8 protein-coding genes and 1 pseudogene are annotated in these 12,387 nt (G+C 37.5%); 2 read left to right on the forward strand and 7 right to left on the reverse strand.

The features are described 5' to 3' along the window. The 3 genes and pseudogenes from AAV96_RS06290 to map all read right to left on the reverse strand — a co-directional run. Window positions 1-254, reverse strand: a pseudogene (locus AAV96_RS06290) (MFS transporter); the annotation flags it as partial. A 391-nt stretch (window positions 255-645) separates the two neighbouring features. Then, window positions 646-1,785 carry an OmpW/AlkL family protein gene (locus AAV96_RS06295; RefSeq protein ID WP_046738707.1) on the reverse strand — a complete coding sequence of 380 codons (1,140 nt, stop codon included), beginning with the start codon at window positions 1,783-1,785 and terminating at the stop codon, window positions 646-648. Window positions 1,786-1,979: 194 nt separating this feature from the next. Continuing rightward, window positions 1,980-2,804, reverse strand: coding sequence for a type I methionyl aminopeptidase (gene map, locus AAV96_RS06300; RefSeq protein WP_004661270.1), 825 nt, complete (start codon window positions 2,802-2,804; stop codon window positions 1,980-1,982). 222 nt (window positions 2,805-3,026) lie between these two features. Between map and rpsB the strand changes: the two genes are divergently transcribed. Together rpsB and tsf are read left to right on the forward strand one after the other, a co-directional pair. Beyond that, window positions 3,027-3,779 (forward strand): 30S ribosomal protein S2, encoded by a 753-nt coding sequence (rpsB, locus tag AAV96_RS06305; RefSeq protein ID WP_004661273.1) that lies wholly within the window; start codon window positions 3,027-3,029, stop codon window positions 3,777-3,779. A gap of 137 nt (window positions 3,780-3,916) precedes the next feature. Continuing rightward, window positions 3,917-4,795 (forward strand): translation elongation factor Ts, encoded by an 879-nt coding sequence (gene tsf, locus AAV96_RS06310; RefSeq protein ID WP_004661274.1) that lies wholly within the window; start codon window positions 3,917-3,919, stop codon window positions 4,793-4,795. Between the two features lie 75 nt (window positions 4,796-4,870). On the opposite strand, the gene AAV96_RS06315 is transcribed toward tsf, so the two are convergent. The 4 genes from AAV96_RS06315 to AAV96_RS06330 all read right to left on the reverse strand — a co-directional run bounded on the left by AAV96_RS06315 (window position 4,871) and on the right by AAV96_RS06330 (window position 12,372). Continuing rightward, window positions 4,871-6,097 (reverse strand): multifunctional CCA addition/repair protein, encoded by a 1,227-nt coding sequence (locus AAV96_RS06315; RefSeq protein ID WP_046738708.1) that lies wholly within the window; start codon window positions 6,095-6,097, stop codon window positions 4,871-4,873. A 97-nt stretch (window positions 6,098-6,194) separates the two neighbouring features. Beyond that, window positions 6,195-8,465 (reverse strand): NADP-dependent malic enzyme, encoded by a 2,271-nt coding sequence (locus tag AAV96_RS06320; RefSeq protein WP_004661278.1) that lies wholly within the window; start codon window positions 8,463-8,465, stop codon window positions 6,195-6,197. A 192-nt stretch (window positions 8,466-8,657) separates the two neighbouring features. After that, on the reverse strand, window positions 8,658-11,534 hold the full coding sequence (locus AAV96_RS06325; protein WP_046738709.1) for an EAL domain-containing protein: 2,877 nt from the start codon (window positions 11,532-11,534) through the stop codon (window positions 8,658-8,660). A 115-nt stretch (window positions 11,535-11,649) separates the two neighbouring features. Next, complete coding sequence (locus AAV96_RS06330; protein WP_005215303.1) at window positions 11,650-12,372, reverse strand: 16S rRNA (uracil(1498)-N(3))-methyltransferase; 723 nt, start codon at window positions 12,370-12,372, stop codon at window positions 11,650-11,652. Between the last annotated feature and the right edge of the window lie 15 nt (window positions 12,373-12,387).

The following is a 12,387-nucleotide window of genomic DNA, read 5'->3' on the forward strand; positions in this document are numbered from 1 at the left end:
CAGAGTGGACCAACAATGAGTCGGATCAGAATTGTGATTGCAACCGCAGCGATATTGATGTTTGCGATTTGGTCTTTGGTTAGATTAAATTCACCTTTGATGACTGGCATTAATGGTGCACAAGCAAACCAAGCGAAGAAACATACAAAGAATGCGAGCCAAGTCATATGAAAAGCACGCATGGCAGGCGTTGAAAAGCTAAATAATTTTATTTCAGTTGCTTTTTTAGCATTTAGATTCATTTTTGAAGACATAACCTTCCCCTGAACTGAACGAAATATATTTTTGCTATGCAATATTTCTGCATACACAAACCGAACAGAACGGACTTCATTGGCCGTCAGCAAATTTTTTATGAATCGTCGTTGATTCATGATGCTTGTTACTAAGCAAGGGGCGTGCCAAAAAATAAATTTGATCAAAATTTAAAATTAACTCTATAATTATAAATATATAATTATATTAGAAATATTATTTCTATTTATGGGTGTTATTTATCAATGAATCTCATATGCTTTATTGATATTTATGTTTCTTCATTATTTCGAAAATGATTGCAATTGGTGCATGTTTTTTATGCATGATGATTTAAAAGGTGGCGATAAATAAAAAAAACAGCCGAAGCTGTTTTTTCTCGATCTTGGTTTAGAAGCGGTAGCCAACACCGACATAAGTAATCAGAGGGTCAATATCAATTTTTGTATTTGCTCTGATCAATTCTTTGCCTGTATTGTTGTTAACTACAGTAATTTTAGCATCACCACTCATTGGTGCGTAAGTGACTGAACCTACTCCAAACCAGCGGTCATTGAAGTCATAAGTAGCTCCGAGTGTTGCCATTGGTGCCCAAGCATCATCTGCTTTTACTTTAACACTAGGGGCAGCTGAAGAAGTTTTTCCTTCCAAAGCTGCCCCTGCTTTACCATCAAGAACATTTTGAACCATATGACCTGCGGCCACTAGATCTTGATTAATACCAGAATCAAGTTTTACATTGGTAAAATGTGCATACATCACACCAACACCGATATAGGGTCTAAATTTATTTACACCAGATTTACCAAACTGATAATGTAGTTCAGCAGCAGGTAACCACGCCGTAGCTGATGCTGCTTTTTTAGATTGAGCTAAATTAGTTATTGGGATTTGTGTATCCAAAGGAATACCACCAATGCCATTAATTAAGCCATTGGCAATTCCACCAATAATCGGTGTATCTAGCTTACCTTCTGGTGTCGCAATACCAAGTACAGGGGCATTAATTTGTCCTTGTCCTTTAATATCAACTTTAGGAGGGATACCTGCTTTAAACTCTAATGAAATGTTATCTGTAAAGAAATAATTAGCCATGATCCCTAAAGTATCAACATTATCAGCTTTAAGTCCTGCGTCTGCGCTATTCCAACTTTCTAAACTATTAATATTAGCTTTACCGCTCATGTTTGAAGTTAATGTTCCATTTTCAATTAAGCCTAGAGTTGTGCCAAGTTTGGCGACACCTAATAGCTTTTCTTTTTGGGCTGCACCCTCTTTGGTATTGGCAATTGCATTAGTCACAGTGTCGAGTTGAACATCGCCAACTGCATAATCTCCCTTCTTCACACTGGTATTAATGTTTACACCATTTGGTTTACCTTGTGGCATGGCATGTAACCAACCAGCTGAAAGAGAGAAACGTTTGAAACCATCTCCATCTTTTAAACTAAAATAAGGTGACTCCGCAAAACTAATAGTGGGTAGGGTTGCAGCAATTCCTACTGCAATGCATAGCATGCGTTTTTTCATAGTGAGGACTCCATGTCCGATTTATAAGGAACTTTTTATTTTGATAAAAATAACGTTTTTTACTAAATGGTTTGTTTAGTTAAAATTTATAATTGTTATGCTTATGAAGACTTTTGTTTGATTTAGATGAATTAATGAAGAAATTATGGATATTAAAAAAAGCTACCGAAGTAGCTTTTCTTTAACGAAATAAATTACATAAAACGAGATAAATCTTCTTCAGGACGAGCAGTAAGTACTTCGATGCCTGTTTCTGTTACCAAAATGGTATGTTCATACTGAGCTGAAAGTTTGTGGTCTTTAGTAACGACAGTCCATTTGTCACCTAAAAGTTTTGTTTGCCAAACCCCTGCATTGACCATTGGTTCAATCGTAAACGTCATGCCTGCTTCTAAGCGCATACCCGTACCTTTCTGACCATAGTGTAAAACTTGTGGTTCATCATGGAAGACATTGCCAATACCATGACCACAATATTCACGTACAACGCTAAAACGTTCAGACTCAACATATTGTTGGATTGCATGCCCAATATCGCCAAGATATGAGCCGTGTTTAACCGTGGCCATACCACGATACATGGCTTCTTGTGCAACTTGGCAGAGACGATTCGCAAGAATAGAAGTCTCTCCACCGACGATATACATCATGTTGGTATCGCCGTGATAACCATCTTTAATGACAGTGACATCAATATTGAGAATATCACCATTTTTTAAAACTTTACTTTCAGAGGGGATACCATGACAAACGACATGGTTAACCGAAGTACAAATTGAATGTTGAAATGCTGGACGGCCAGGTGCAGCGCCATAACCAACACATGCTGGAATTGCTTGTTGTACATTTTCAATGTGATTACGACAAATTGTATCAAGTTCTAGGGTATTTACGCCTGCTTTAATATACGGCTTAATCATGTCTAAAATTTCAGCCGCCAGTTTTCCTGCAACACGCATCTTTTCAATTTCTTCGGGCGTTTTGATTAATCGACGAGGAGCTGTATAAGTCGTGTTCATGATCTCTAAAAACTTTTGGTAATTTGCAAGCGTCTATGGTATAAATAGCCGCCTATTTTATCAAATGCTTTTCGTGACAATTTTGCTTATAAAAGTTGTGCGAAAAACTGATGAATAGTTATCAAAAATCCGCACATATATCGACACATTACTCTGGGTGCCTAGCAATAGGTGGAGAATGCGGATATATGGAGGCCTAACCCAAACTTTAAGGTAAAGAAAATGGCAGATTACAACGTAAGCATGCGCGACCTTCTTCAAGCAGGCGCACACTTTGGTCACCAAACTCGTTTTTGGAACCCAAAAATGCGTCAATATATTTTCGGCGCGCGTAACAAAATTCACATCATCAACCTTGAGCACACTGTTCCTGCGTTAAATGATGCTTTGAACTTTGTTAACAATCTTGCAAGCAAAAAGAACAAAGTATTGTTCGTTGGTACTAAACGTGCTGCTTCTAACATCATCCGTGAACAAGCTCAACGTGCTGGTCAACCTTATGTAGATCACCGTTGGTTAGGTGGTATGTTGACGAACTGGAAAACACTTCGCCAATCTATCAACCGTTTAAAAGATCTTCAAACTCAATCTCAAGATGGTACTTTTGCTAAGCTTACTAAACGTGAAGCTTTAGAGCGTACTCGTGAGATGGAAAAACTTGAACGTGCTTTAGGCGGCGTTAAAAACATGGGTGGTTTACCTGACGCATTATTTGTAATCGACGTTGATCACGAAGCGATTGCAATCAAAGAAGCGAAAAACTTAGGTATTCCTGTAATCGGTATCGTTGATACAAACTCTAACCCAGATAACGTTGATTATGTTATTCCTGGTAATGACGATGCGATCCGTGCAGTAACTTTATATGCATCAGCTATGGCAAATGCAATTCTTGCTGGTAAAGAATATGCTCAATCACAAGCGAATGCACAAGCTAAAGGCGATGACGCTGCAAAAGACGCTTCTGAGGCTTAATGCGGTTTGACGCAAGCTTGTCATTTTTGCGACATGTAATGGTGGCAAATTAAGCGTCGAGATTGCAAACGGTCCAGAGTTTCTTTGGGCCGTTTTTGTTGAACAGATTTATTTTCTACCGATTTTAGGAGATCAACATGACTGCAATTACTGCAAGCATGGTAAAAGAATTACGTGACCGTACTGGTCTTGCAATGATGGAATGCAAAAAAGCATTAACAGAAGCAGGTGGTGACATTGAACTTGCGATTGATAACCTTCGTAAATCAGGTCAAGCAAAAGCTGCTAAAAAAGCAGGTAACATTGCTGCTGATGGTGCGATCACTATCATCCAAAACGGTAATAAAGCAATTCTTGTTGAAGTTAACTGTCAAACTGACTTCGTTGCTAAAGACGAAAACTTCAAAAACTTCTCTGATAAAGTTGCTGCTGCTGCACTTGCTGCAAATGAAACTGATGCTGCAAAAATTGCTGAACTTAAGCTTGAAGATGGCGCAACTGTAGAAGAAGCTCGTGTTGCACTTGTTCAAAAAATTGGTGAAAACATTCAAGTTCGTCGTGCTCAAATCGTTGAAGGCGAAAACTTGGCTGTTTATAAGCACGGTTTAAAAATCGGTGTTGTTGTTTCTTACACAGGTGATGCTGACACTGGTAAAGGTATTGCAATGCACGTTGCTGCGTTCAACCCAGTTGCAGTAAATGCTGAATCTGTTTCTGCTGACTTGATCGCTAAAGAGAAAGAAATTGCTGAAGCGAAAGCATTAGAATCAGGTAAGCCTGCAAACATCGTTGAGAAAATGGTAACTGGTTCAGTTGAGAAATACTTGAACGAAGTTGCACTTGATCGTCAAATGTATGTTATTGATAACGACAAGAAAGTTGCTGACGTATTAAAAGCAACTGGTACGGTTGTAGCTCAATTCGTTCGCTTCGAAGTAGGTGAAGGTATTGAGAAGAAAGCTGAAATGAGCTTTGCTGACGAAGTTGCTGCTGCTCAAGCTGCTGCTGCTCAATAATTTTTATTGAATCAGTAAAAGTTAAAAAAACCCAGTCATTATGACTGGGTTTTTATTTGTGTTAATTTTTTAAAATTATTCCTCATGTGTTTCTTTAAGTTTTGCCAATGCTTCAATTCGATACTGAATGAGCATTTCGCCAATTTCTGCACCTTGAACATGTTCTGGTAAATCCTGTGCTCTAATATTCCGAACAATCTCCATGGCATCCAAAATATACTGTGCTTGTGGGTAAGGGCGATCTTCTAAACCTAATCGACCTTTAGCATCGCATTCACAAGCCTGCACAAAAGCAATGACTTTTTCTGGTTTTCGTAAAACATCCAAGCGCTGTAGTAAACGCCATACAGTACCAGGTTTCAAATTCTTGATTTGATGGCATTTCAGATGTTCTTTGCAAACAATTAAAGCTAAATTTTTAAGATGTGTGGGAACTTTCAAGCGTTCACATACGTTTGTAACGGGTTCTAATCCACGTTCCTCATGCATGATATGCCGTGGTAATTCCTCAGTTGGGGTAAGTGCTTTCCCTAAATCATGCACCAAAACAGCAAAACGTACATCTAGTCCATAGTTGGCCTGACAGGCTTGTTTTAGTGCCATTAAGGTGTGTACACCACAATCTATTTCAGGATGGTACTCTGGGCGTTGTGGAATACCAAATAACGCATCTATCTCAGGAAACAGTACTTTTAGCGCATCACAATCTCTTAATGTTTGAAAATAGATATCGGCATGATCTTCCATCAATGCACGAGAAGTTTCTTTCCATACACGTTCAGGTGTTAAAGCATTGAGTTCCCCTGAATTGGCAATCCTTTTCATTAATTGCAAAGTTTCTTCTGCAATTTCAAATCCATAACTAGCATAACGAGCAGCGAAGCGAGCAACACGTAGCACACGTAAGGGGTCTTCTGTAAATGCATCTGAAACATGGCGTAGGATTTTCTGATCAAGATCTTTTTGACCACCATATGGATCATAAACTTGCCCAGTTTCATCCATTGCCATTGCATTAATTGTTAAGTCACGGCGAATTAAATCTTCTTCTAATTTAACAGTGGTATCAGTAAAAAATTGAAATCCATGATAGCCAATGCCTGATTTTCTTTCAGTACGTGCTAGTGCATATTCTTCTTTTGTTTTTGGATGAAGAAATACAGGAAAATCCTTTCCAACGGGTTGGTAGCCTTCAGATAATAATTGTTCAGGTGTTGCTCCAACCACAACATAATCTTTTTCGTGATAGGGGTGACCGAGTAAATGATCTCGAACAGCACCGCCTACTAAATAAACTTGCATAAAAAACCTCTATTCTTCACACAATCATGCTACAGAATAGAGGTTTTCTCAAGCACTAAGCATAGCTTTTAATGTTAAAAGCTATGCTTAAACTGTATCAGTTTTGGCTTTGCTGAATTTCAGCAACAGTTAAAGCTGTCATATTCACTAGACGGCGGGTAGTTGCTGTCGGTGTTAAAATATGAACTGGCTTTGCTGCGCCTAATAAGATTGGACCAATCGTTACATTATTACCAGATGTTGCTTTTAACAAATTGAATGAAATATTTGCAGAATCTAAATTCGGCATAATCAACAAGTTTGCTGAACCTTTAAAGCGTGAATTTGGGAATGCAAAATGACGAATATTATCATCTAAAGCAGCATCACCATGCATTTCACCTTCAACTTCAAGTTCAGGCGCTTGTTCAGAAAGTAAACGATAAACTTCACGCATTTTCTGAGCACTTGGATCAACTTGATCACTTCCAAAACTTGAGTGAGACAGTAAAGCGACACGAGGAGTCATACCAAAACGACGCACTTCTTCAGCTGCTAAAATAGTCATCTCTGCAAGTTGTTCAGCAGTTGGATTGGTATTTACATAGGTATCGGCAATAAACAAGTTACGATCTTCAAGCATTAATGCATTGAGTGTAAAGAATGTACTACGACCTTCTTTTAAACCGATCACGTTTTTAACGAAATCTAAATGGATATCGTAGCTCGCATAAGTACCACATAACATACCATCAGCTTTGCCAAATTTAACTAGCAATGCGGCGATTAAGGTTGAACGACGACGTGCTTCACGTTGTGCATATTCAACAGTTACGCCTTTACGTTGCATTGTATTGTAGTAGTCTTTCCAGAAATCATCATATAAAGGATTTTTTTCTTGATCGACGATTTCAATATTAACACCGTGCTGTAAGCGTAAACCGAGTTTTCTGATATTGTCTTCAATAACGGCTGTACGACCAACAAGAATTGGTTTAGCTAGACCTTCATCTACAACAATTTGAACCGCACGTAATACGCGTTGATCTTCACCTTCGGCATATGCAATACGCTTAGGATCAGTTTTCGCTTGTGAGAAAATCGGTTTCATTAAGAATGCTGAGTTATATACAAACTCAGAAAGTCTTTGACGATATACAGAGAAATCTTCAATTGGACGTGTCGCGACACCAGAATCCATTGCAGCTTTAGCAACCGCAGGCGCGATTTCTAAAATCAAGCGTTGGTCTAGAGGGCGAGGGATCAAGTAATCACGACCGAATGATGCAGATTTTTCACCGTAAGTCGCAGCATCTGCTTCAACATGTGCCATACGTGCAATCGCATGTACACAAGCAATTTTCATATCTTCGTTGATCGTTGTAGCACCGACATCGAGTGCACCACGGAAAATATATGGGAAACAAAGCGCATTGTTTACTTGGTTTGGATAGTCTGAACGACCAGTTGCCATAATCACGTCTGGGCGAACTTCGTGCGCATGTTCAGGTAAGATTTCTGGATCTGGGTTTGCAAGTGCAAAAATAATTGGGTTTTCAGCCATTTCTTTAACCATTTCTTTGGTTAAAATTCCTGCTGCAGAAAGACCCAAGAACATATCTGCGCCAGCCATTACTTCATGTAATTGAGTCGCTGAAATATCTTGAACATAACGTTTTTTAGATTCATCAAGTCCTTCACGTGAAGTTGTTAGAAGACCACGAGAATCAGCTACAATAATATTCGATTTATTTACGCCTAATGCACAAAGTAAATCTAAACATGATAATGCGGCAGCACCAGCGCCTGATGCAACGATTTTAATTTCATCAATTTTTTTATTAACGAGTTGTAAAGCATTCAATAATGCTGAACCTACGATAATACTTGTACCATGTTGGTCATCATGGAACACAGGAATTTTCATGCGTTCACGAAGTTTCTTCTCGATATAGAAACATTCTGGTGCTTTGATATCTTCTAGATTGATACCACCAAAAGTTGGTTCTAATGAAGCAACAATATCAACGATTTTGTCTGGATCATTTTCCGCAATTTCAATATCAAATACATCAACACCAGCAAACTTCTTGAATAGAACGCCTTTACCTTCCATAACAGGCTTAGAAGCAAGAGGACCAATGTTTCCTAAACCAAGCACGGCTGTACCATTACTCACGACGGCAACCAAATTTCCACGTGCTGTATATTTTGCAGCAGCAGAAGGGTCACGTTCAATTTCCAGACATGGAGCAGCAACACCAGGAGAATACGCAAGCGCTAAGTCTCGTTGGTTTACGAGTTGCTTGCTCGGTGTCACGCTGATTTTTCCAGGTGTAGGAAATTCATGGTAATACAAAGCGGCTTCTTTTAAAGATTGATCGTCCATCTGAGTCTCGATTGTTCCGATAATAATCAGGCATATACATGGCTGATGATTATATTAAGATAAGTGCACAAGAATATAGCACTAGTTCATGTTTTCGCCCAGTCAAAAAAGCTTATTTTCACTGAACGTATAGGCTTATTGACAATTTATATTGGGCGTAAATTAAACTGCCAAAAAGCTCAAAATATGGTTTTAAATGGAATATCTTGCAATTGCTAGACGCATATGTTGCTGTAAGTATTCAGTTGCATGTACTGCAGTTAAGGGTTTGGCAAATAAGTAACCCTGTAATATGTCACAGTTTTGTCGTTTCAAATATTCACATTGCTGTTCTGTTTCAACGCCTTCAGCGACAACTTTTAAGCCAATTGTTTTACCCATCGCGATCATGGCATTAACAATCGCATCTTGTTTTGCGTTACCAATTCTCGAAATAAATGCACGATCAATCTTTAAAATATCAATTGGATATTCAGTTAAATAAGCCAGAGAAGAATAGCCTGTACCAAAGTCATCCAGTGCAATTGAAATATTACGTTCTTTCAATGCGCACAAAATTGTTTTAACACTTTCAGTATTTTCTAAAAATGCTGATTCGGTAATTTCTAACTCTAAATTTTCACCTATAATAGAGTATTGATCGAGTACAGCATCAATATCATGCAATAACTGACCACGCAAAATTTGTTGAGCAACAATGTTTACAGCAATATGGATGTTAGTAAAACCTAGTTTTTGCCATTCTTGTAACTGTTTCGCTGCCTCATACAAGACAAATCGTCCAATATCAGAAATTAGACTGGTACTTTCTGCTAAAGGAATGAAAATATCGGGCATTATTAGACCTTTCGTTGGATGTTTCCAACGAATGAGTGCTTCAAATCCATTAATTTGACAATTCTGAGCAGTGATTTTTGGCTGATAATAAACAACTAGTTCATTGTTTTGAATCGCCTTTCTCAAATCAAGCTCTAAATCAGTATGCTTAACTACGAAGTTGGTTCGCTCACTAGAATAATAACGGATTGTATTTCCACCTAAGCGTTTGGCTTCTGTTAATGCTTGCTCGGCATGGGTATTTAAGTTATCGACTTGACGCCCGTGTTCAGGGTAAATCGCAACTCCAATCGAAATACTGACCACATACTCTTGATTAGCGATATAAAACGGTTTGCTAAAAGCTTCAACAATGTTACTGCATAACTGATTAATTGGCGGATGTAACGGTGACATTTCATAAATAATTGCAAAATCGTCTGCACTTAAATGTGAGACTAAAAGTGCATCAATATTACTGATACGTAAACGTTGTGCCACTTGCTTCAAAAGTTCATTACCCGCTTGATTGCTGAGTAACTCATTCAAGGCACGGAAACGGTCAATATTGAGTCGGATAACTGCTAAATTCTGTATCGAAGCTTCATTGACCAAATATTGATGCAGTTGCTGGTGATAATAGAAGCGATTAGGCAGATCGGTCAGGGTATCGTAATTGGTTAAATATGATAAACGTTGCTCTTGATGTTTACGTTCAGTTTGGTCAGAGACAATCCCGATATAATTAATTACTCGATCTGATTCATCTTTTACAGCATTGATATGAATCCAAAGGAAACATGATTTTTCAGAAAGATAAGTTTCCTGAAACTCACCTTCGTACTCATGTTCTTCGTGCAAAGTATCAAGGATAGACAGATGAAAATTATGATGATGCTGTTTATTTTGTTTTGTAATCTCAAAAAGTTGTTTTTCTAATATGAACTGTTTATCTAAACCCGTTAATTGTTCATATTTAGGATTAACTTCAAGATAGTGGAAGCTATCATCTAGAATGAAGATACCTTCTGAAGCTTGTTCGAATACACTCGCTGCTAATTTTAACCGTTCTTGATCTTTCTTTTCTTGGTTAATATCACGATGAATACCGACCATGCGTAGGGGAGTCTCATCTTTTGGATTTCTTAAAATCACTTGACCAACATCATGAATCCAAACCCATTCACCACTCGGTCGTTTAATGCGGAAAGTTTCTTCGTAACGTTTAGTTTGGCCGCATAGATGTTTGTAAAGTGTATTTTTAACACGTTCAACATCATCAGGATGTACGATTTTATGCAGCAAGGAATAGTGATTCTCAGAATCACGTGTAACTTCTTTACGATGAGAATTGGTAATCCCAACAGTATTATTTTCTAAATTCCATTCCCAAGGTCGAATACCCGCAGTTTCATGTGCAAAAGCTAAATTTTGACGATGTTCCTGCAAACTATTATTGATTTCTGTTAAATCAAAAGTACGCTCGCGAACTTTCTGTTCTAATAAATGATTGTTAAATTGTAATTGAGCTTCAATATCTTTCGATTTATTCACTTCACGTTGTAATTGTTGGCAAAGTTCTTCGGTCCATTGATTGTGTTGTTCAGCCACATCGACCAATTGTTTATTTTTTTCTAAAACTTGGTATAAGCGTTGGTGAATTTTAAAAGTTGCTTGTGCACATAAAAGTGTCGCAAAGAAAGATGAATAATAAGCAAGATAAAAAAGCGTATGTTCTTGGTCGCGATGTAAAATTTGAGAAAAAACTAATGGGGTAATACTTGGAATAAAAAATAAAAAGAAATATTTAACGTGTTGGGTAAGAAAGGTCAGGGCAATAATATGTGAGGAGGTGAGTAGTAGTGCTGTTAAAGTTAAAATATGGGAACCAGATAAATTTGGTACATCTTTGATCAAAAAATAATTGATGATAATCGTACTGATACCCAGTAATAATCCTGTGAAAAAGCAAATAATTTGAAAGGCGATATTTGTCTTATGTGCAAACCTAACAGATGAATAATGTTTTATTGAAAAATGACAAATACAATAAAAGCAAAATAAAATGCTCAGGCAAATACTAATCCAGGTCGTAAAAATATTTGCACTAAAAGAATAAAAAAATCCAAATAAAACATAATCTAAGAGAGAAATGCAAAACACACTCAATATAAATAGACGTACATGATTCGTATAGTTAATTTGATCCGTATAAACAAATTGTGGCAAATTTTTTTCATGAACCCCGAGCATACAAAGAATAGTCCTTTTCATTATTTATCTATGCGTACAATCATTATTTTTTGTAAACACGATATAGTTTTATTTTAAATTACCGTTAAACCAGATGGAAAGCAATGCAAATACTTTATTTGGTTGAAAAGTGATAATTTAAAATTGATAAAGCTACAACTGGAGCGGTTTCAGTCCTTAAAACACGATCTCCAATACACCAGTTTTGAAAATGATTTTGGTTAGCAGCATCAATTTCTGCTTCACTTAAACCACCTTCTGGACCAATCAGTAGGGCTAAATCAGGCTGACTATTTAGTACTACATTTTCTTGGTCTTTGTTTGGCGCTAACACAAAACGTGATTGTGGTAGCTGTGCCGATTTTACCCAATCGGTTAAACTAATTGGTGCTAGAACATTTGGAACTTTGTTCATTCCACATTGTTCACACGCAGCAATCGCAATTGACTGCCAATGATCTAATTTCTTTTGATCACGTTCATATCTTAACCGCATTTCACAACGTTCACTAGTCAATAATTGAATAGTTGTGACACCAAGTTCAGTGGCTTTTTGAATCGCATAATCCATACGATCGCCTTTGCTCATGACTTGGCCTAAAATTACTTTAACAGGTGCTGTTCGATCTATAGAGTTAAACTGATCAATAGAAACAAAAGCATTTTTCTTATTAATTTCAGTAAGGGTTACGATATATTCACCACCTTTTCCATTGAAAAAGATGGCTTGATCTTGCTCTTTTGCACGAAGCACTCGTACCCAGTGATGAAACACCGATTCTGTTAATTCAATCGTATTGCCAGTATTTAATTCTGTTTCGATATAAAAACGGTTCATGCTGGGTAAGGCTCG

It is taken from the genome of Acinetobacter sp. AG1, assembly GCF_001005525.1.
GTDB classification, from domain to species: domain Bacteria; phylum Pseudomonadota; class Gammaproteobacteria; order Pseudomonadales; family Moraxellaceae; genus Acinetobacter; species Acinetobacter modestus.

Excerpts from the sequence above, each read along its gene's own strand:
- AAV96_RS06295 (WP_046738707.1), bottom strand. The coding sequence starts at position 1,785 with ATGAAAAAACGCATGCTATGCATTGCAGTAGGAATTGCTGCAACCCTA.
- map (WP_004661270.1), bottom strand. The coding sequence starts at position 2,804 with ATGAACACGACTTATACAGCTCCTCGTCGATTAATCAAAACGCCCGAA.
- rpsB (WP_004661273.1), top strand. The coding sequence starts at position 3,027 with ATGGCAGATTACAACGTAAGCATGCGCGACCTTCTTCAAGCAGGCGCA.
- tsf (WP_004661274.1), top strand. The coding sequence starts at position 3,917 with ATGACTGCAATTACTGCAAGCATGGTAAAAGAATTACGTGACCGTACT.
- AAV96_RS06315 (WP_046738708.1), bottom strand. The coding sequence starts at position 6,097 with ATGCAAGTTTATTTAGTAGGCGGTGCTGTTCGAGATCATTTACTCGGT.
- AAV96_RS06320 (WP_004661278.1), bottom strand. The coding sequence starts at position 8,465 with ATGGACGATCAATCTTTAAAAGAAGCCGCTTTGTATTACCATGAATTT.
- AAV96_RS06325 (WP_046738709.1), bottom strand. The coding sequence starts at position 11,534 with ATGCTCGGGGTTCATGAAAAAAATTTGCCACAATTTGTTTATACGGAT.
- AAV96_RS06330 (WP_005215303.1), bottom strand. The coding sequence starts at position 12,372 with ATGAACCGTTTTTATATCGAAACAGAATTAAATACTGGCAATACGATT.